The sequence below is a fragment of the Trichodesmium erythraeum IMS101 genome, assembly GCF_000014265.1.
Taxonomy (GTDB): domain Bacteria; phylum Cyanobacteriota; class Cyanobacteriia; order Cyanobacteriales; family Microcoleaceae; genus Trichodesmium; species Trichodesmium erythraeum.
Window position 1 is genome coordinate 3,680,588 of the sequence record NC_008312.1, and the last position, 21,634, is coordinate 3,702,221.

The window sequence follows — 21,634 nt, forward strand, 5'->3', positions numbered from 1 at the left end:
AACCCCTTAATTTTTCTTTTTTTTAGTGGCTTTGTTGCATAAAATTGTGATGAGAGAGTATAAATAGTATTAGGATAGAAATTTGTTGCATAAAGATGGCGATATAGCTGCCTAACTTGCTCCATCAATAATGTTGACTATCCCCCTACTCTTCTGCTGAAGATACAGGTTGAAAAGTTTGTGAAAAATAGTATAAGTTACTATAACTCCTACTATTCTTTTATCTTCTCAATTCTCTTCATCATCTTATCCCGTTCTTCTAGCTTTCCTTGTTGCTGGTAAATTTCTGCTGCTTTGTGCAAGTCATCAATACCTGCTTTAAATTCTCCTAACTGAATATATCCTTCGCTACGAAAAGAATAAACGTGAGGCAAATTAGGATTAATATTCAAAGCACTAGTTTGATCCTTGATCGCTTGGGTATAGTTTTTTAACTTCAGATAAATTAACCCTCGGTTAACATAAGCATCAATTTTTCTCGGATATATTCGTAATACTTCATTATAGTCTAAAATAGCTTGCTCTAAATCTCCCATCTCAGTATGAATTAAGCCTAAATTATAGTAAGCTAAACCATACTTAGGATTAATTTTTAGCGCTTGATAGCAATCAGTAGTTGCTCCAGAAAAATCTCCTAATTTCAAAAGTGCTAAAGCCCTATTATTATAGGCTGGAACATATTTGGGATGAATGCGTAAAGTTTCACCAAAGTCCCTCATGGCTCCCTGAAAGTCTCCTGTTTGAAAGCGAGAATTTCCCAGATTATTATATGCTTCAGCGTAATTAGGATTAATTTGTATAGCTGCTTCAAAGTCTTTCATTGCTCCTGGAATATCCCCTCGTCTAAACTTTGTAAAACCACGGTTGTTATGACCTTCAGCATAGTTAGGATTAATTTGTATAGCTGCTTCAAAGTTTTCCATTGCCCCTGAGATATCTCCTCTTCTCAGTCTCACAATACCCATATCGTTATAAGCTTGATGATATTTAGGGTTCAAACGTATAGCATTCTCAAAATCAGCGATCGCACTTAAAATATCTCCCATGCTGCGTTTAGTATTAGCTCGTTGGTAATAAGCTTCTGCATTGTTGGGTTGAAGTTGCACTGCAGAATCTAAGTCTTTGAGGGCACCTTCATGATCTCCAAGATCAAAACGAACTATACTTCGTTTGATATAAGCATCTATATACTTAGGATGGAGCTGTATAACTTTGTTTAAATCATCTAGTGAACCCTGATTATCTTTGGTCAAACGACGAATTATAGCCCTGTTGTAGATAGCTTCAGGATGTTTAGGATTAAGCTTGATAGCATCATTGAAATCAGCGATCGCTCCCTCTATATCTTTAACCTCAAACCTGACAATACCTCGCTGAGTGTAAGCATCTACAACTCTAGGATGAAGTTGTAATACTTTTGTAAAGTCATTCATTGCATCTTGGTTATGCCCAAGAAAACGATAAGCAATACCTCTATTATAATAAGCTTCTGGTTTGTTGGGATTAAGTTTTATGGCTTGATTATAATCTGCTATAGCTCCTTGCTTATCTCCTGCCTTAAAACGGACTACTCCTAAGTTTTGATAAATTTGAGAATCTTGAGAATCTACTTTCAGGGCTTGGGAAAAAAGCTCTATGGCTTCATTAAATTCTCCTAGTTCTACATAAGCTGCCCCTAAATTATTATAGGTTTGTAGGTCTTTTGGTTCTAGTTCTAGTGCTTTTTTAAAATTTTCTATAGCTCCTTTTAAGTTTCCCATTTGGGCAATTGCAATAGCTCTGTTATGATATAATAAATAATTATTCTTTTCTAAGAAAATAGCTTGATTATAATCTTCAATAGCACCAGTATGATCTCTTTTTTGTAGTTTGATTAACCCTTGGTTGTGCAATACATTTACTGCTTCCTGGCGACATTTTTCAACTTTTTCGCTCATAGCTGCTATTTGATATTGCGTCATAGCTTCTTTCCATTGTTTTTTCTTTTCAAATTCTCTAGCTCGACAAAATGCTGCTTTCTGAGGTATTTTTGCTCGGTCATATTCAATAGCAGCTTTTAACCATTGCCTCTTTTTTTCAAGTTCCATAGCACGGTATTCTGCTTTTTTTTGAGGAACTTTCATCCAGCACCGTTTAGCATTACTAAAATCTGGAATTTCTTCCCATTTTTGAGCTGCTTCTGACCATTTGAAGTTTGCTTCTAGCTGAGAAGCTTCACAAATTTTTTGCTTCTTATATTCTCCTATATTTGCCCAAGATTTTGCTGCTTCTTGCCATTTTCCTACTTTCTCAAATAACAGTGCTGCTTCTTGCCATTCTGTTAACTCAACAAAAATTTCTGCTGCTTCATAATAAGCTTGTTTTTGAATTAAAAACTTACCTTGAGCTTGTTTCTCTAAAATCACATCTCCAGATTTATTAAAGCATTCTTTTGCTTGTTGATAAAACTCAGACTTAAGATAATATTCTCCTTGCTGACGCCATCTTTCTGGGCTAGTTTCTATACAATCACTTCTTACTAATTCAGGAATTATTGACTGAAATAAACCTCTTAATTCTGGTTCTTGCCAAAGCTGACTAGGCCTTGATTCCCAAATATTTAAAATTCGACTAGCACGAGTAATTCCTACATAAAGTAAGTTGAATTCTAGTTGTAGTTGTGGTTTTTCTTTTTCTTTTAGTATCCCACCTCGTATTACTTTACTCCAAAGTTTTGCTTGTGGCTGAAAAAAATCTACAATGAAAACTGTATCGAATTCTAGTCCTTTTATTTCTTCAATTGTAAAAACAAAACTAGAATTTAAGTCGGCTCTAATTTTTTCTTTGTCTGATTCTTTTCGGACTAATATAGCATCACCAGGATACAAAGATGTTTCTTTTAATATTCCTATTAATGTTTGATAATCTGCTGAAATTAGCCTTGCTAATTGACCAGAAATACTGTTACTTATTGAATAATTACTTACAGATTTTGCTAAGTATCGAGAACGTAATTTTAGTAGTTGATTTGCTAAATTCACTAGGCTTCCTACACTGCGAAAGTTAAATTTCAAAGTTTGTTGATATACTTGTCTGTGGGGATAAAATTTATTTTTTAGTGTTTCCCAACGAAAACCACTGGGACTAATCATTTGATAAGAGTCTCCTGCAAAAAATAAATTTCCGCTGGGAGCAACTAAATTAAATAACAACTCTAATTGTATTTCTGTCAAATCTTGTACTTCGTCACAAACAATTAAATCATATTTTTTCCTAGGATTATTTTTTAGCAATTGCAAGACTTGTCTGACTATATCTATTTCATCATATAGTTTTTCTTTTTGAAGTTTTTTTTGATACCATTCTGCTATTTTGTATATCTCTCGGCGATTTTTGTTAGACATTGAAATGACACGATTTCTCGTTATTTTTTCATATTCTTTCTCAGATAAAATATCTTCTGTTATGGCTAACTGTTTTCCTTTGATTATACCTCGAATTTCTTCCCATATTAAATTTGTTGGATATTGTTTTTTTCCAGGATGTGCTCTGTACATTTCTGAAAATACTTGATAGTTTACCTCATCTTGTAAATAATATATTTTTTGATGCTTTTTGAGAATTTCTAAACATAGCTTCTGTATATTTTTAAACTCAAAAATTACTTGGTTGTTTGATTTCTTTGATTCTAGTTCTAATTGACAGTTGGTAGTCACTATTTTATAAAATTGTTCTTCAGCATTATTCACAAGCAAATCATTATAAGCAATATATAAACGTCTTCCTAAGTTTTTATACTGTCTTTTTTGGATCATTCTATATAATGCTACTGTAGTTTTTCCTGTGCCTGCACTACCACTTAATAATAGATTTCCTGACAATTTAGCTAATTTATATTCTTCTGGAGTCAGCTTTAAAGGTAAATCTGTATTTTGCTCAATAATTGCTTTTTGCCATTCTGTTTCTGACTCTAATACTCGCCACTGAATATTTCCTAACAATTCATCATCTGTTAAATCTGAGTTTGTTTCTAAGTCTAAAGCTTTCATAGCTTCAATATTTGCTTTTTCTACTGATGAATATAATATATTTTTATCTATATTATTATCCTGGTTTTTGAAATTGTTCGTTTCCAGAATAACTTCAAATTCTGGTGTTTCTAACCATTCAGCATCAGGTCTGTTTTTCCTAGCTTTAGCACGTCGGGATACATCATCATGATCTACACAAATATCTTGAATTGCTAGATAAACTTGCGCTTTTCCTGTTTCTGGCCTTTGTGATTTATCGTAGGTGAAAATTAAGCGACTAGCACTATTAATTCTAGCTTCCCATACTCTTTTGTTTATTCCTTTCAGCTTTTTTACCCGCAACCCACTATTAAATTTTTGCTGTTTCAGTGTTTGAATACATTCCCATACTCTCTTTTGCAAATTACTTCCTATTTCTTTTCGGAGAAACTCAACTATATCGGGGTGTAAAACTGCAGGTAGTGACATACATTGACTTTTTACTCTTGCTTTTTAATTTTATAGATAGTTTAACACAATATTATTTTTCATATAATTTATTTAACATAGATTGATTTTTTCCTCGTTACTTTTTTTTTCTACAATTATTTATAACTACTATCAGTTCAGGTTTTCAGATAACAAATATTACTTCATTAATATTGTTTTTTATGCCTATATAGATGTATTGTATAGTACAGAAATATGTCCTTTTTTTTGTTAAGCATATTACCTGAGTTAAAGTTATTAAAAAATATGACATTTATTCTAACTAATGACGATGGAATTAATGCTCCGGGTATTAAAGCACTTTGGGAAGCTATCAATAATGCTGATTCGGCTATACCGTCTTTCGACAAAAGTATTATTGTTGCTCCTCAGGGACAATTCTCTGGTTGTGGGCATCAAGTTACTACTAACCGACCAATTAATGTGCAACGTTTGTCTGAAGATAGGTATGCGATCGCAGGTACCCCAGCAGATTGTACTCGAATTGCAATAACACATGTTAATACAAATGTCAAATGGGTGCTTTCTGGTATTAACTCAGGTGGTAACATGGGTTATGATACTTATGTATCTGGAACAGTAGCAGCAGTAAGAGAAGCAGCATTTTATAAAATCCCAGGAATTGCCCTTTCTCAATATCGTCAAGGGAAAAAGCCTGTGAACTGGGAAAGAGTAACTGGTTTAGCCAGAAGCGTATTAATAAATTTACTCAAGCGCCCTATTGAGCAAGGAGCTTTTTGGAATGTAAACTTCCCCTATTTAGAACCGGAAGCACCAGACCCGGAAATAGTATTTTGCAAAACATCTATCCAACCATTGCCAATAGCTTATCAGAAGGACGGAGAAGATTTTTCTTATACAGGAAAATATGAAGAACGCGATCGCACTCCTGGCACAGATGTAGATGTTTGCCTTTCTGGTAAAATTGCCGTTACAAAAATTAAACTTTCATAGATATTGCTGTATAGCTTAAACTATTGAAACATTATACCAATTTCATAAACTTAAAACTTCACTTATAAAAGTGATCTATCAAGCTTGAAGTCGAAGATATCAAGCTATGTGTAGTCTAACTTTAGGAAATTGGTATTACTGCTTCATAAAACTGATATAAAACATCATAATAAGTGATATTTTAATCTTTACTTCCTGCTTCCACTGAAGCTGTCGGCAGTTACTCATCCACAAGCATTAACGAGTATTCCTCAATAGTACCTCTCAAATTTATACTGGCGTTTAAATCTCAATAAAATAGATAAACCACACTCTGAGCAGTCATAAGCCCTTAGATGTAATAGCATATCTTGAAAATGACCCCAGTTTGAATAAGTCTTTGATGATGAAAAAAAACTGTCAACTACTACTAACTCCGAGCCCTACCATTGGCACTTGTATTCTAGTTGTCTGCGAAGCTCACAAAATCTTTGCTCTGTAATTGGTTTAGCCAGCTTATGATCAGCTTTTCATGTCGCTGTGCAAAACATCCCACTAACCTTTAAGTCTTCAATGACAACAGCGCCGTGCTTTAAAACTTGCGTATGTTGTCAATTTATCAAGTGCATCTTTACGGATGTTTGCTAATTTTCCATGCAATTTAGGTATCTTCAACCGTGCTTTTTTCCAGTTATTAAAACCTATTTCTTTATTGTGAGGCCTTGCATTCTAGACAGTTTAGTTTCAAATCTGCGATCATATTTCACACTTTCCAATACTTCACCATCACTTAATGTAGCTAAAGTTTTCACTCCTAAACATACACCAACTACATCAGTTTTTTTTGATGTAGTTCTGCCATAAAATTCATAGCTACAGCTAATATACCAGTCAACTTTTTGTCTACTAATAGTGTTTTTTTTGTTGTTGCCTGTGCCAGGGCTCATAAGTTTTGACAATACCAATAAAAGGTAATTTGTGACTCCATCCGTTTAATTCTATTGGTTTTCCGCAATTATCAATGGTCCAAGAATCATACTTACCTTTTTTCTTAAATCTTGGATACTTACCTAACCCTTGTTTGCGAAGCATTCCGAAGGCAAAGAACCTCTTAAATGCTTCAGCTAAGTGGATGAAAACGTATTGATGAACTCTAGACGACAATTTTTTCATCTATAAAGTTTTGTCAATTCCGTCTTGGTCAAATCAAAAAAAACATGTAGTTTGTGCTATGTTAGTCTGGAATTTTCTCAAAAGGTTAGCAGTAAAAATAGGAAAAACTATGTACATAGTCAAACATGAATTACTCTCAGACTATTTGAGCTAAGAATTGAAGAAAACTACAATAAAATTCAGGGTTTCCAATGATTTTGTAAGCATTTTTTACTCTAGTGTTAATAATGGTAATTTTATTAAAGCGATCGCTATAAATTTGTAACCTTTGGCGGAGCATGGTGGCGGCAGCTACATTACTCTATTTAGCATACTCTATATATAGTATCTTTGCCTAAATTTTAAGTTTATAACTGTGATTTTCGGGTTGCCAGAAATAACTATCATATTATACTGCTTTATAATGTAAATTGTTAACTAAGTCAAAACTCCTCCCAAAGAAACCCCCTGACTCCACAGCAAGATTTTAACAACTCAAAGCTTTGATACTCTCCGTAATTTGAAGTAATTATTTCACATATGTATATATTTTAAAACTATTTGTAACATTCTTTTTTAATCCTTAGTATAAAAATACTTTTTCAGCAAACCGTATATAGAAAATGATCTTCTAAAATTTCCCCCTATTGATATTGATAGAAACTCTCACTATAAATTTCCGGATATTCCATAGAGGTTGAGTATGAAGAAAATAGATAGCCTATTTACCAATCTCTAAATCAATGTATCAATATATATTATCAACAAGTATTTTTATCAGTCCTGTTCTTATAGGACTGAACGCAATTCCAGAAACTACTAGTAACTTCACACATATACCACAACTAAAATCTGCGGGGCAAAGCCCTATACAACTTGCTGCTCACAAACTAGAGCAAGAAGACGTGACAGCAGGCACATCACGAGATACTAGAGACTAATAAACAAAAAACATAGTGAAAACTTACCTGTCGAGATAATAAACCAGGTGCTTTACCCTAATTATTATTTTTTTATCTCACGAAATTTCATTAATTAACCTAGTTTTTAATCACATCAAGTATGCCTGCTTTAGAGTGTTATAACAAGCAAGGTTTATGGAAGAGGAACGTCTTTTAGTATATCTATATGCTGTGGTTTTATTTGATAATAAATTAATTGTTCAATAGTTGTAAAAAAAACATCTCAGTTTTCTGTTTTAGTACTTGCCATCAAATACTGTAACCAATTTATTTGAAAACAAATATCTAGAGACTGTCTGGCTAGCGAGAGTTTTTTTGTTATTTTCTGCCAGCACAATACAACCATGATCTCATACTCCATAGTCATTCAATTAAACTGTTTTCACCACTTATTTTTCCTGTAATTATCTGAGTTCAATAGTTAGTCGTCGCTCCTGAATTTTAACTGTAGCGATCGCTTATATCATGCCCCTTTAAATACCCATCGTGTTGTAGAAAAAAAATCAGGGAGTTAGGAGCAATTTTTGTCTAAGGAAAAGCATTTTTATTATCACTCACTAATAAGACTTGATCTAAGCTTGTTCTTGTAAACACACCAAACCTTTCTTTGACTAATTGACTTTGAAGATGTCAGAAATAATTGGAAACTAAAGCTCTGAAATAATTTTCTGAAATTACTGATCACGTCAAAGGTTTGAATTTTGAAAATCTTACTTGCCCCTTTTGGAAGTGGTAAGGGTGGGAGTGAATTTCTAGCTTCCCTGAAACGGTATTAATTCTTGAGAAATTATAGTTAAATTAGATTGATAACACAGCTTTTTTCAGTTCTCAATATCTATAACTAATGACCTCGCAAAAATATAACTAATTCTTGTATTAAAGCATCTATAAAAGCATCAAGTGTCACATATCAGTTATCAGATGTTAAGTTTAAAAATCAACAAATTGACAACATCTGACTACCACATTCATTAATTTTAGCTCGTTAAACCTGAATAACTTTTGACTTAAATCATTTTCTATCTTTGCCTTCTTCCAACAAACCTCAAACCACAAAACCAACAAACCACCAAACCTACTAAAACTAAATAGATGAATAATTACTAATGATCATAATCTATAATATTAGATCATTCGTTTGTCTTGAGTAAAAATTTCAGAGGAAAACTCTCACTATTCATGACTATTGAGACACTATGAATTATTTTTCCCCTCAACATACCTCTGCCACATTTCCTCATAAGCCTTCTCCATCTCCAGGGTAAACTTTTTAGCATTCCACAACGGGGCAGTTTGCCTCGACTTTCTCAACTTCCAGGATATCTCCTGCCGCAACTTTTCATCTTTCCCTAACCTAATACCCCATTCCACATATTCTTCATCACTCCAAGCAATACCTTCAGTGATGCCAGTATTCATCATCATTGTATAACTATTGCGTGCGGCAAACTGTTGACCAACCCTTGTTACCATAGGGATGCACATCCAGAGAGTTTCTAGAGTGGTGGTAGCACCATTGTAGGGATAAGTATCTAAAACAATATCTGCAATACCTAAATTAGCTCGGTGAGTTTGTTCTAGACTGACCTCTTCTATCGGTATAAGACGATCGCTACTAATACCTTCTGACTCAGCAATATCGATCAATAATTCAGATAAAGTGTCTGAGTCACCTAAATTTTTAAATAAGAAGTAACTCTGGGGAACTTCCTTGAGGATTTTCATTTGCAGTCTGACAGTATCGGGATTATATTTATGACCTCTCTGAGCAGTAAAATAAACTACTGCATCACTGGGAATACCTAAATCTTCTCGTTTGATGCTAGGTACGTCTACCTCAAAACCATTTACAGCTAAATAAGTTTGAGGTAGACGCCAAATTTTATGGGGGTAATAGTCTTGAGCATTTTCTGGCAAAACATAAGGATCGGCGATAAAATAATCAACAGTTGGTATTCCTGAAGCATCCCAACCTAGCCATGTTACTTGAATTGGTGCTGCCTTCATTGCCATAATTGAACAACTATTAGTTAATGTTGTACTATCTAAATCAATTAAAATATCTATTTCGTCTTCATAAATATCTTCTGCCATTTCTGTACTGACAATACCGTAAACATGAGCTTTTGTAGCTTGATTAATATACCACTGTTGTAGAGAATCATTGCGATTTTCTGCCCCCTGTAAATAGGCATAAATTTCATATTTTTCTCGATTGTGATATTTAAATAGCCATCGGGCAATCCATCCTACAGAATGTTTTCTTAAACAATGGGATAAATACCCGATTTTTAGAGTTTTTTTTGTCGGATGTATTTGTTTTTGTGAGAATAACTTCTGATGATATTTATTGATTTTTTCAGAACAAGCTTTTGCTAAATTCAGTTGACATAGCTCTGCTACCTGAGTGCGGATTTTCATGTTTTTTTCTGGGCAATCTCTGGCATAGGGGAAGAAAAAAACAGAACTATACAAACGTATCGCTGCTCCGGCAAGTTCTTGGGGAGATTCTGTAATCAGAGATTGTAATAGCTTTTCTTCTTTTTCAACAGCTTCTTGAACTTCTTTGTCACATCCTTTTGACGCTATTAAAGAACGACAAACTAAATAATAATCTATAACTTTTTCAAAGGTTTTTTTTGATAAAGCAGAACTCTTTTGGGCATACTCAATACCTAGATCATACTCTTTTAAGTCTGTGCTAAATTGCGCCATAGTTCTCAAGACTTCCTTATTCTCTGGCACAAAATTCAACAATATTTCTGTATATTTTCTGGCGACTCCTACTTCTGCAAAGGAGTAAGCAATCTGATATATGGGTGGTATTAAACAACTAACAAGCGCAGGTTTATCCTCTATTTTTTCTGCAACAACTGAGGCAAATTCTATAGATGATAAGTTGATGGGGTCGTATTCCATCAGATCTCTTAATAGATATAGCAAGAAAGTTTGATCAAGTTCTTGAGCCCTGCTATTTTCTAGTTGTTTAATAACTTGATATTCAGTCAATTTATCTGCTGTATAGTTTTCAATAGTAATAGACAAATAAATTAAATGCAATAAATTATGAATATCAGTGGGGTTAATTTCCCGAGTGTGTTGTCTGATGAGCCAAGAAACAGAATAATTTTCTGCTGTTGCTTGTCTATTTGCTTCTGTTACCAATACCTGTACTAATTTTTCTGTCCACAGCTCAATCTCTTCTGTGTCTCCATCCACCATACCTAATAACCAGGTTGTCTGTGCCTCCTGTTCTTTTCCTTGCAATAGTAAAATTAAACCTAACTGCCAGTAGTATGATTTGCATTCAGGATCAGCGTTTATTGCTTGCTTATAAAAATTTGCTGCTTTTGCATAATTTCCATTTCTGAAACAAGCATCAGCTTCTTCTTGCCAAGATTCCATATTGCCGAAAGTATTTTTGGGAAGCATATTACACAATTAAACTTGATTTTTATACAAAACAGGGCCTTGGTGATTTTGGCTATGGCCTTGCATTAACACTAATCACCTAACTATTAACCGAAAAGCATTTTATACTTAGCTAAGTTTAGTTATTATAGCTTGGCTCACCAAAACTAAAAATAGATAGTACTGAATGTACTACCTATTTTTAAGTTTACATTTTTATTAGTCAAGTCTTCTTGAAGTATGAGATATACTTCCCACGTTTGTGGTATGGACTTTAATACCACTGTTTATTATCTTGATGAATTCTCCTGGCCATGGACCAATAGTATAGGGTGGGTAACAACCCAGAGACCAAGATAATAGTAGATTTCTTACGCCCTCTATGGCAGAACTAAAACCAGTACAGAATACAAGGACAAGTAAACCAACCTAATGAGTTAAAATTCTCAGTCTTTGAAAAAAGTACAGGTTTCAGCCTTTTAGAGCGGATACAAACAAGTCTGAAGATTATGCCAGAGACTATAAGGACACTGTGAAGCCTCCTGTATCAGCACATTTAGTTGCAGTAGCAGTAGGAGCGGTTTGATTAGTTGCGGCATCTTTTGATTGATCCCCACTCTCACAAAGGGCGGTTTCGGAAGTCAGGGCTCCAGATGCTTGAGTCAGATATATTAGACCAGCATAATATTTCAAACCCTGTGCAGCGTTTTTGGTCCAAGCATTTACTCCACCTGCGCCGGCTGTAGTTCCTACAAGTTCATATGTGTAATTGTTAGTTCCAGTTCTGATACCTAGGCCAAGCTTACCTATGTCGGCTATGGCAGTTATAAACGTACCTTTCTCTGCATAATAAGCCTGCTGGCCCTTAGCTATAGAAGCTATATATTGCTTCGCTTCAGACTGCTTGGCCTTATTAGCTTGGTTCAAGAAAGAGGGCAATGCAATGGCGGACAAAATACCGATAATGATAATAACCACCAACAATTCAATTAGGGTAAAGCCCTCTTCTTTTCTTTTCTTAGCAACGTGCTGTAAAAACTTAGCCTTAAATTCAGTTTTCATTTTTTCTCCTAATAAGGTTTTAGGTTAACATTTTGTTTTCTTGAATCTAACATACCCACATTGATCAAATTTCATATCACCTTCCAAGAATTTTTTTTTTCAGAGATATGTAAGTACGATTTATCAAGGCTTTTCGAGATTTTCTCAATTATGGGAGTAAAAGATGAGGAAGACTGGGGGGATCTAAAGCTCTAAAAGCACATACAAAAACGGACTTAAAGTATCCAATAACTCCGTAACGTCCTCCCAGGCACTTTCCTCGTCTATAGGTTCCAGAGTAGTAGGGTCTAATGGCTTACCCTTAAACAACCGATCTACTAAAGATTGGACATTACAAACTCCATCCCACAGATGCAGCATACAAGGAGCAATACTACTATCTACACTAATAGGGGACAAAGTAGGTAACTTAACATAAGGTTTAGGTTAACATTTTGTTTTCTTGAATCTAACATACCCACATTGATCAAATTTCATATCACCCTCCAAGAAATTTTTTTTTCAGAGATATGTAAGTACCATTTATCAAGGCTTTTCGAGATTTTATCAATTATGGGAGTAAAAGATGAGGAAGACTAGGGGGGATCTAAAGCTCTAAAAGCACATACAAAAATGGGTCTAAAGTCTCCAATAACTCCGTAATGTCCTCCCAGGCACTTTCCTCGTCTATAGGTTCCAGAGTAATAGGGTCTAATGGCCTAGTCTTAAATAACCGATCTACCAAAGATTGGACATTACAAACCCCATCCCACAGAGGCAGCAGACAAGGAGCAATACTACTATCTACACTAATAGGGGACAAGGTGGGTGACTTAACATAATGACTAATCTCAAAAGGCTTATGGTTATTGATACAGTTAATTAAGTCTTCCTTAGTTTGAGAATTTCGCAACTGGGGATGAAGTTGTACCCTGGCCCTTTCCCAGTCAGAGTCAGTCCATTCTACAACAGGGAGAAAAGGCAGAGCTTGTTGAGGATGGCCACACCAAAAGTCCAGCAGACGGTGCATAGACTGTAAAAGCTCAAATAAATGGAGTCGTTCTTCCAAAGAAATCTCAGACAAGCCCACTGCAAGAAAAACTGGCAAATCATCCTCATTTTCAAACAAATCCAAAACCTCCCACTGTCGCCATTTGAGCATACTAATAAACTCTAAATTCGCACTTTTTAGAGCAGCAAAAACTTCCGGGATAGTATAGCCTTTATCCCCAAGCAACAAGTAATTCGACAGTAACCATTGTGCATCTTTTGCCCTTTCTGGATTCCAAACTTTTTGCTTAAGAATAATTGAGTCTTTCAAAGCATTCATAGTTTTTCGTGCGGCCTCCATCTCCATTTCTCCAGGATTTTCATTCATTAATCCCATCATTTGGAGCGTTTCCTGTAGCCGAAAATAATAGTGGCGTTGGAAGGAACTATGGAGATTTGTTCTAATAATTCCATCAGGTTTTAAAACAGCTTTCATAGCCTTCAAACCGACCACTATATCAGGTAATAAATACAGAGCTTCATCATTATTAATATAGTCAAATTTTAAGCCTAAGCTTGGCAATTCTTCTATAGACAAAACATGAAATTCAGCATTATCAAAACCATGATATTGGAGACGTTGACGAGCTAATTCTACAGACTTTTCGGAAATATCAATACCGACTATCTTTGCTCCCGGATTTGCCTCTGCTAAAACTAATGACTTATAACCACTGCCACATGCGGCATCTAAAATCATTTTACCTTTTGTTTCTATTACCTTTTGATTTCTCAGATAATATGGAGTAATAAAATTATGAAGAAAAAGTAATTCATAGTCATCTTTAGGAGACTTTTCTACAGGAATTTTAGGATAGGGTAGTCCATCAAATTGTTGACGAATTTTTGCTTGTAATTCTGATTCTGAATTGTTCATATTGACTTGATTAGTAAGGCTGAGTTATAAGTATAGTTATTTTGTATCCTTTGTAAAAAAAAGCCCTTGCCCGAGGATAGTTACCCTCTTTTTAAGGCAGTAGGGAGAACCCAACTTTCCATTGGTATAAAATTTAATCATTAAACATTGTAAACTATGAATAATCAAACTGGGTTTATCCTCAAAGTTCTAATGCTTTCTGGGGGACTTTCCCTAGTCATCAAATATGGTGGCCCTTATCTATCCATTCCCTCCACGGCCATTAATGCTCTAATTCCTGTGCTTATGTTTCCCATAGTTGTAGGGATATTATTGGGGTGGCGACTTTGGCAGCAAATTGAAAATGTAGAGTAACAGAATGGTTGAGGCCATAAGGTGCTAATTCCACAAGGTCTTAAATATTTGTACTTCATATACTTGGAGTTTGCTATGTAGCATATCTCAATAATTAGGAAGCGATCGCTCAAATAAAAACATCAAATATCAAGTTTATTTCAACTTCCAAATCATAATTTTTTCGACATTACAGTTTAATAAAATCAGGGGTATTTTGAGTCACGAAAATTAAACTATAAGCTGGAGCGATCGCTAGATTTTTTTTGACGATAAAAACCCAGAATTAGACCATAAATTTCTGAGATATTTTTATAAGTAAAAAAATTAAAATATTAAATATTTGTACCTCATGTACTTGGAAATTGCTATATAGTAAATCCCAATAATTAATAAGCGATCGCTCAAATAAAAACATCAAACATCAAGTTTATTTCAACCTCCAAATCAGAATTTTTTTTCGACATTACAGTTGAATAAAATTAAGAAAATTTTGAGTCACGAAAATTAAACTATAACCTGGAGCGATCGCCAACCTAGTCTTTTTATTAGCTTAAACCGACTTCTTGACTTATAAACATAATTAGAATATATTAATTCATATATTTGCAACCTATACTTTAACTCTAATTCCTGTGAACCTAGGTAATTGGATTGGTATATTTACCATCCTCACTTCTATATACATATTGTGGCAAATTCGTCAATTATTATTGTTAGTATTTACTGCAATGGTAATCGCTACCACTCTTAATAAACTATCCAGAAAGCTCCAAAGTTTAAAAATCAAACGTTCTCTAGCTGTATTAATATCCGTCAGCTTATTTATTTTACTAATTGTCACCTTTTTCTGGGTAATTGTTCCCCCTTTAGCAGAACAGTTTCAACAACTAATCACTATTGTCCCCCAGGGAATTAACAAATTAAATGACTGGTTGAATATACTTAGAGATCAATTACCAAATCAACTGAAAGAACAATTACCAGATATTGATATTAATGAAATTATTCCTCAACTACAACCAATACTTAATCAATTAATTAATAATGCTGGAGAATTTGTTGGTAATACTTTTGGGATATTTCTGAGCTTACTACTAACCTTTGTATTAAGCATGATGATGTTAGTAGATCCAATCTCTTATCGTCAAGGGATGATCAAATTATTCCCCTCTTTTTATCGACAACGAGTGAACTTAATTTTAGATAATTGTGAAATAGCCTTAGGAGGATGGGTACTTCATTCTTTATTGAAGATGAGTGTAGTTACTTTACTCAGTTTTATAGGTTTATCTATATTGAAAATTCCTCTGAGTTCTGCTCAAGCGGTTTTAGCAGGGGTACTAACCTTAATACCACATATTGGACTAATTATCAGTATAATTCCTCCAATGGTGATCGCTCTTTTATATTCACCCTTAAAATCTGCTTTAGTTTTACTAATTTACATTCTCATTCAACAAATTGAACATAATATTTTGAATCCTTACTTCATAGTCAAAAAAGTATCTTTGTTACCTGCGATCACATTAATTTCTCAAGTATTCTTTGCTCATTTTTTTGGTGTTTTAGGGCTTGTACTAGCCTTACCTTTAACAATTATTTGTCAAGTATGGGTCAAGGAATTATTGATCACAGATATTCTTGATAACTGGCAACTTGAAAATATTCCTCCTCAAAGATAGCATATTAATGCTTTACCTAAAAAAAAGCTCAAGTTCTAGAATCAAAAAATTGATTAGAGAATTGAAAAAAAAATATTCCCACTGCAAAAGCTGCCGCAGCAAACCCCAAGAGGGATAAGTGCAGTGAAACGAAAGGAGTAAGTTACCCTAGTCTAGTGCATCTGTTTTTTTGTTTCCGACTGCCCGCCCGCGACTAATTAATGAATAAAATGATACATACAGCCCTTTCCCATGTTATCAAATACAACCACAGAGGTAAGACACCGGCAGCAAGTGATTTCACCAAAAATCTGCTGTACCTATTCAAAAAAAACAACTAAAAACTCGCCCAATGAGCGAAGGAGGCTTTAACACAAATTCTTCAGTAAATATTTTTCCTTGTTCCTATCTTTCAACCCATCCTTTTTACCGCCTATTCTTTAAAACCATCAATAGATGAGAACAATTGCTGAAATTAACCACAAAATCTCCCAGAAAAAAGCTGTTGTCTGGACAATAACAGAACTCAAAGCCAGAATTACCGAAACAAGCATTACCCAAGCTGCAAAAGAAGTTGATGTAATTACAACTGGCGCTTTTGAGCCAATGGAGTCATCTGGAGCCATCATCAACTTGGGACATACTGATCCCCCCATCAAAATTCGCTCCTGTTGGCTAGATAGTGTCCCTGCTTACTCAGGCTTTGGAGCTGTAGATTTGTACCTTGGGGCAACTCAAATAGCTGAAGATACTGAAGAATTTAAAGAACGAGGTGGCGGCCATGTAATCGAAGACCTAATCGCAGGTAAACCTGTTCACCTGAGAGCAATTGGTCAAGTAACAGATTGTTATCCTCGAAGTACTTTTGAAACTACTATTACTCGTGAGACAATTAACCAATTTTATTTATTTAACCCACGAAATTTATATCAAAATTTTATAGTTGGTGTGAATGGTGGCGATCGCCCTCTGTTTACTTATCTTGGTCCTCTAATGCCCAACTTAGGTAATGCAGTTTATTCTAACTCTGGTGCTATTTCCCCATTATTCAATGACCCAGACTTAGAAATAATTGGTGTTGGTACCCGGATATTTTTGGGTGGTGGTATTGGGTATATCACTTGGGAAGGTACTCAGCACTTTCCCCTACAAAAACGTCTTTCTAATCGAACCCCTATTGGACCTGCTGCGACTTTAGCCTTAATTGGAGATGCCAAACAAATGCAACCTCAATGGGTGCGTGGTTGTTATTTTAAAAATTACGGTCCATCAATTATGTTAGGTGTAGGAATTCCTCTACCCGTTTTGAATGAAAAAGTAGTAGCTAACTGTTCTATTCAAGACCAAGATATTGTAGCGCCAGTTGTAGATTTTTCTATTCCCCGGCGGGTGCGCCCAACTTTTGGTCTAGTGAGTTATGCTCAACTCAAATCTGGTCGGATAAAAATAGAGGGCAAACTTGTGAGGAGTGCCCCCCTTGCAAGTATCTTTCTATCTCATCAAATTGCCTTGGAGCTAAAAGAATGGATCGAAGCAGGAGAATTTACTCTAACTGAATCAGTTGCTCAACTTCCGATGGATCGAACTTTCTTACCATTTCTGGAACGTTAAGTTCTCCACAAAAAAAACCGGCATTTTCCTAAACTTTACTGAAAAAATTAATTCCCTTGCTCACTTGAGTTTTGATTTCTTTTAATTGGTTTAGGAAGAGGTTCTTTACGAATAGGAATTGAACTTGTTACATAATTATCACTTTTGTGAGAAAACCCTTGTGAATAACTACTTTTTCTATAATTATCTCTATTATTAAATGTTCTTTTGTCCTTTGATATAAATTGGCGACGATTATTTAAAAACAGACTACCAATATCATTAGCATATTGAATAACAAGAGATGTATTCTGGCGCTGAATATGTAAATCCCAGAAATGATTCAATGGGCGATCGCCTAAATTCCCTTTAAGTTTCAGCTTAAAAAACTTAGAAGTTTCTTCACCTTTGCGGGCTAATTGTTGTACCTTAACTACTACATATTCTTCCTCTTGAGATTGATAAATCACTTCTCCTCGAATAGAAAAATAACCATCACCTAAAGTAACTAAATCATCTATCTCAGTTTCCGGACTAGGAAAAACAGTACTTGGTTGAGAATTATCTATATTTTCTGATACTTCTGGTATTTCTTGACTTTGGTTATCTTCAACGGTGGGAGAAATACTTAGAGATGAAGTTGTTTGTTGCTGTTCTTCATTTGTTAATTCAGTAGAGAATTTTGCCTTGGTTCCTAGAGTTTCTGGTTCCCATACCCCCATAATTTGAATATGTAGGTCATTATTTTCTTGTCTGGTACGAGGATAAACTACCCAGAGATGATCTGACTCTAGATCTAAATGATTTTTTAATAGACTCATTACCCGGCCTAACAATACAGCATCTATTTCTGAATCATCTGGTGTTCGTAGGCTACCTCGTGTAAATTGTTCTGTAGAAGGTTGATAACGACCTCGAACTAAACCTATGGCCCGGTACTGTTGGGGTTCGCTAGGGGGAGCAATTGGATGTTGTCGTACAGTGGTAATATTATGAGTCAGAGTATTAGTTGTAGTTTCTTCCTCGTAGTTAGATTTAGCAAAATTTAATGGTTTCGTATCTGTCACAGCTAAAGTATTAGTATTATTAGTCTCTTGATCCTGTTCTTGGGCCATATCTATGCCTGAAAATTCATTTATTGATTTCACAGAGGTATCATAACTTAAAGCATTAGTTTTTCTAGGAAGACTTTGCTTAATATCTGGTTTATTAATAGCTTGCTCATTGGGATAGGCCTTGTGATCTGTTGTAAACTTATTTGTTTTGTGAGAGTGGTTAACAGAATAATTCATAACAACTCCTATGATCAGAGATATATACCGTGTGAGAATTTAGACAAATATAATCAATAATCTATACAAGAATTATAGTCTTAGATTAAAAAAAAAGTTAATGTTATGGCAGTCCTCAGGGCGGTTAGAAGATTCTCATCCCTCTCAAATTTAGTTCGTGCTGCAAATTTAACTTCTAAGTTCTGACTCTTGCTATAAATTCTCTAAAACAGAACAATAACACGGTTCTTTTGAACTTAACTGTTAATACCGATCAAAATTTTATAAAAATTGGATTAATTAATTTAAACTAAATTTTATAGTAAACAAAAAAGAGCATAAATTATCTACCGAAATAATTAGTGAAAATCAAAAAATTATTTTAGAGGCATAATATCTATTTTGACTGGTTAAAAACCTTAACCTACCCCCAACTGCAAGAGAAGTGGGGAAAAATCAACATGGCTCATTAGATTAAAGCACTCAAAGAATTTATAAAAAAAACTGTATGAATGATTTAAAATTATAAAATAGTATATAATTATAGCATTAACCCATAAGAATTGCTATAAGTCCTTTATTATCAGAAGGAGCATTTAAGTATAAATTGGGGTTTAGCCAAGAAGAAAGAACCAGTAGTCAGATTGAAAGTTTTAGTAGCGCAGAATTTAAGATTGCCCTGATCAGAACTTTATAACTGGAGTCGAACAACTGTAGCTAAGAAAAGATTGATTTCCTAAGTAGGCCTGGAGATTTAGGCCAAGTTAAATGTCCACTCTGAAAAACAGGAACAAGGCCAAATTGGACAACTTACTAATTTGGTCCACACTCCAAAAGTGGTCTTTGTTTTGAGAAGATTATTTCTTTTGTTGAAATCTAATTGTGTTGATTGATTTTCTAGCTTAACTTAGTAAAGTGATGGTTAAGTAAGGCTAAAACCTATGTTAAGGTGGGGAGAATTTAATCCAATGGTAGAAAAAAATCGTGGTTTTTTGATGACGGTGGTGGTACTGCTAATAATTGCTTTCTTAGGGTTTTCTCTATCTCCATTGTTAGGAGGATTATTAGAGGCCAATCAACAAAATAGTCAATCAACTCCATCGCCAAATCAGACATCTGTAGCAGATAAAGAAGCAGATTTACTCGCACAAGCACGGGGTTATGAGTTAGTTTTACAAAGGGAGCCAGATAATTTAACTGCACTCCAAGGGCTTTTACAAGTCAAGTTGGAGTTGATTCAATCAGGTAAGAGTAATATTGAGGATATTTTATCCCCACTAGAAAAGTTGTCTGAACTAAATCCTAGTAGTACAGATTATAATGTTTTGCTAGCTCAGGCTAAGGCATATACAGGCGATCGCGAAGGTGCTGCTCAAATTTATCGTTCTCTTCTGGCCATCAAGCCTGGTGATATCAAGGCTTTGCAAGGTTTAGTTAGTTTATTGTTGGAACAGGAACGCCCTGAAGCTGCTATTGGTTTGTTGCAAGACACACTTAAAGCTGCTCCTGTTAAAAATCAAGTAGAAGCTGGAAGCATTGATATAGTATCTGTGCAGTTGATTTTAGGACAGGTTTATGCTCAACAAAAACGCTACGAGGAAGCGATCGCTGTTTATGATGAAGCAATTAAGCTCAGTTCTAAGGATTTTCGGCCTATTTTGGCTAAGGCCATTATATTACAAGAGCAAGGTAATACTGAAGCTTCTCAAGAACTTTTTAATAAAGCAATAGAAATAGCTCCTGCAGGATTTAAGGATCAAATTAAGCTAAAAGCATCAGCTAATGACTCTGAGGCACAGGCATCTCCAGAGGCAAATTCTACTGAGACTGAAAAACAAGAATAATTTTATTCTCTAGATAGACAAAAAAAAGGGTTTCAAGCCTGCCCCTTCTGGGGCGACTTTTTCAAAGATGGGGGGAGACTCATCAAAATATGTTTTTTATTTTTTGGTTGTGATACTATGTCCGGGTAAATAATTAGATTTTAGTATAAAGAAGGTACTTATAGATTTTTTCCCTATATCTACTCTAACCATGCTACCGGAGATGATATGACTAGACTTGAAGAAACAGGAATATTTGGTAATAAAAGAGAAAAAAACGTAGATTTTAAGAGCTATTTATAGTAACCATAACTGAGGGTTGGCTGAAAAAGTCTGTTATTGAGAGGATTGAAAAAATTCCCATTACCAATAAAAAGAGTTTTTTTGAACTAATAGGAAAAAATTTGGTTTTCTATAGATTTTTGCTATCTGGGCTAAACGACTAGATAAATATGAGCAAATAAATAGTTAGCCAAGAAGTCGCAAATACTCAACCTTAATGCAAATATCCATTGCCAAATTTAAGCCCGCATCTAATGCTTTATTTGCTGACTGCCAATTTGTAACTCCTAGCTGAGTCCAAATAGTTTTGGCGTGGATAGCGATCGCAGCTTCTACTATTTCTGGCAAATATTCAGAACGGCCGAAAACATTAACAATATCAACAGGTTCAGGAATATTTTGTAAGGTAGCATAAGTAGGTTGACTATCAATTTCTTTAACTATAGGATTAACTGGATAAACTTTGTAACCTACCTCTCGTAAAAACTGAGCAATTTGATAGCTAGTACGCTCCGGTTTTTCCGAATTATCCACTATAGCAATTATTTTCGAACTTTTCAATATATCTCGCTTTAAACGATCATTTCTATTCAAATTTGCCATGACTTTTCCAAGAAATACGGGACTATCAATAGAACTATGTTAAAATATAAATATAACCTGATATTTTCCTCTAAATGAAGTTGTATTTTAATGTTCTTATATAATAAAAAATCTTATTTTATTTATTAGTCATTGACTGACTA

The 21,634-nt window shown here is 34.6% G+C and carries 14 protein-coding genes; 6 read left to right on the forward strand and 8 right to left on the reverse strand.

What is annotated here, in order from left to right; genetic code table 11:
- Positions 1-212: 212 nt before the first annotated feature.
- Positions 213-4,478: a tetratricopeptide repeat protein gene (locus tag TERY_RS25210; protein WP_011611970.1), complete on the reverse strand. Its 4,266-nt coding sequence runs from the start codon at positions 4,476-4,478 to the stop codon at positions 213-215.
- Between the two features lie 267 nt (positions 4,479-4,745).
- Here TERY_RS25210 and surE point away from each other — a divergent pair, with 267 nt between their 5' ends.
- The gene (gene surE / locus TERY_RS11375) at positions 4,746-5,453 is read left to right on the forward strand and encodes a 5'/3'-nucleotidase SurE (RefSeq protein ID WP_044137434.1); all 708 of its coding nucleotides are present in this window, start codon (positions 4,746-4,748) and stop codon (positions 5,451-5,453) included.
- A 680-nt stretch (positions 5,454-6,133) separates the two neighbouring features.
- On the opposite strand, the gene TERY_RS25215 is transcribed toward surE, so the two are convergent.
- Entirely contained in the window at positions 6,134-6,379 is a 246-nt protein-coding gene (locus TERY_RS25215; protein ID WP_052845780.1) for a hypothetical protein, read from the reverse strand.
- 948 nt (positions 6,380-7,327) lie between these two features.
- Between TERY_RS25215 and TERY_RS11385 the strand changes: the two genes are divergently transcribed.
- On the forward strand, positions 7,328-7,525 hold the full coding sequence (locus tag TERY_RS11385) for a hypothetical protein (RefSeq protein ID WP_044136738.1): 198 nt from the start codon (positions 7,328-7,330) through the stop codon (positions 7,523-7,525).
- Between the two features lie 1,215 nt (positions 7,526-8,740).
- Here the strand turns inward: TERY_RS11385 and TERY_RS11390 are convergent.
- The 4 genes from TERY_RS11390 to TERY_RS11405 all read right to left on the reverse strand — a co-directional run bounded on the left by TERY_RS11390 (position 8,741) and on the right by TERY_RS11405 (position 13,925).
- Positions 8,741-10,978, reverse strand: coding sequence for a tetratricopeptide repeat protein (locus TERY_RS11390; RefSeq protein ID WP_011611972.1), 2,238 nt, complete (start codon positions 10,976-10,978; stop codon positions 8,741-8,743).
- Positions 10,979-11,476: 498 nt separating this feature from the next.
- Positions 11,477-12,019 (reverse strand): type IV pilin-like G/H family protein, encoded by a 543-nt coding sequence (locus TERY_RS11395; protein ID WP_011611973.1) that lies wholly within the window; start codon positions 12,017-12,019, stop codon positions 11,477-11,479.
- 183 nt (positions 12,020-12,202) lie between these two features.
- The gene (locus tag TERY_RS11400) at positions 12,203-12,418 is read right to left on the reverse strand and encodes a hypothetical protein (RefSeq protein WP_044136741.1); all 216 of its coding nucleotides are present in this window, start codon (positions 12,416-12,418) and stop codon (positions 12,203-12,205) included.
- A 187-nt stretch (positions 12,419-12,605) separates the two neighbouring features.
- On the reverse strand, positions 12,606-13,925 hold the full coding sequence (locus tag TERY_RS11405) for a methyltransferase domain-containing protein (protein ID WP_011611975.1): 1,320 nt from the start codon (positions 13,923-13,925) through the stop codon (positions 12,606-12,608).
- A 156-nt stretch (positions 13,926-14,081) separates the two neighbouring features.
- Here TERY_RS11405 and TERY_RS11410 point away from each other — a divergent pair, with 156 nt between their 5' ends.
- From TERY_RS11410 to TERY_RS11420, 3 genes are all read left to right on the forward strand, one after another.
- Complete coding sequence (locus TERY_RS11410; protein WP_011611976.1) at positions 14,082-14,279, forward strand: hypothetical protein; 198 nt, start codon at positions 14,082-14,084, stop codon at positions 14,277-14,279.
- 614 nt (positions 14,280-14,893) lie between these two features.
- Complete coding sequence (locus tag TERY_RS11415) at positions 14,894-15,943, forward strand: AI-2E family transporter (protein ID WP_011611977.1); 1,050 nt, start codon at positions 14,894-14,896, stop codon at positions 15,941-15,943.
- A 435-nt stretch (positions 15,944-16,378) separates the two neighbouring features.
- Entirely contained in the window at positions 16,379-17,533 is a 1,155-nt protein-coding gene (locus TERY_RS11420; RefSeq protein WP_011611978.1) for a homocysteine biosynthesis protein, read from the forward strand.
- A gap of 47 nt (positions 17,534-17,580) precedes the next feature.
- Here TERY_RS11420 and TERY_RS11425 read toward each other — a convergent pair whose 3' ends face one another.
- A complete protein-coding gene (locus TERY_RS11425) occupies positions 17,581-18,804 on the reverse strand; it encodes a hypothetical protein (RefSeq protein ID WP_052845781.1) in 1,224 nt (407 codons plus the stop codon).
- A gap of 920 nt (positions 18,805-19,724) precedes the next feature.
- On the opposite strand from TERY_RS11425, the gene TERY_RS11430 reads away from it, so the two are divergent.
- A complete protein-coding gene (locus TERY_RS11430; RefSeq protein WP_011611980.1) occupies positions 19,725-20,627 on the forward strand; it encodes a tetratricopeptide repeat protein in 903 nt (300 codons plus the stop codon).
- 447 nt (positions 20,628-21,074) lie between these two features.
- On the opposite strand, the gene TERY_RS11435 is transcribed toward TERY_RS11430, so the two are convergent.
- On the reverse strand, positions 21,075-21,491 hold the full coding sequence (locus tag TERY_RS11435; RefSeq protein ID WP_011611981.1) for a CoA-binding protein: 417 nt from the start codon (positions 21,489-21,491) through the stop codon (positions 21,075-21,077).
- Positions 21,492-21,634: the final 143 nt, after the last annotated feature.

Coding starts and splice junctions, on each gene's coding strand:
- surE (WP_044137434.1), top strand. CDS start 4,746: ATGACATTTATTCTAACTAATGACGATGGAATTAATGCTCCGGGTATT.
- TERY_RS11435 (WP_011611981.1), bottom strand. CDS start 21,491: ATGGCAAATTTGAATAGAAATGATCGTTTAAAGCGAGATATATTGAAA.
- TERY_RS11385 (WP_044136738.1), top strand. CDS start 7,328: ATGTATCAATATATATTATCAACAAGTATTTTTATCAGTCCTGTTCTT.
- TERY_RS11420 (WP_011611978.1), top strand. CDS start 16,379: ATGAGAACAATTGCTGAAATTAACCACAAAATCTCCCAGAAAAAAGCT.
- TERY_RS11405 (WP_011611975.1), bottom strand. CDS start 13,925: ATGAACAATTCAGAATCAGAATTACAAGCAAAAATTCGTCAACAATTT.
- TERY_RS11430 (WP_011611980.1), top strand. CDS start 19,725: ATGTTAAGGTGGGGAGAATTTAATCCAATGGTAGAAAAAAATCGTGGT.
- TERY_RS25210 (WP_011611970.1), bottom strand. CDS start 4,478: ATGTCACTACCTGCAGTTTTACACCCCGATATAGTTGAGTTTCTCCGA.
- TERY_RS25215 (WP_052845780.1), bottom strand. CDS start 6,379: ATGAGCCCTGGCACAGGCAACAACAAAAAAAACACTATTAGTAGACAA.
- TERY_RS11425 (WP_052845781.1), bottom strand. CDS start 18,804: ATGAATTATTCTGTTAACCACTCTCACAAAACAAATAAGTTTACAACA.
- TERY_RS11410 (WP_011611976.1), top strand. CDS start 14,082: ATGAATAATCAAACTGGGTTTATCCTCAAAGTTCTAATGCTTTCTGGG.
- TERY_RS11390 (WP_011611972.1), bottom strand. CDS start 10,978: ATGCTTCCCAAAAATACTTTCGGCAATATGGAATCTTGGCAAGAAGAA.
- TERY_RS11395 (WP_011611973.1), bottom strand. CDS start 12,019: ATGAAAACTGAATTTAAGGCTAAGTTTTTACAGCACGTTGCTAAGAAA.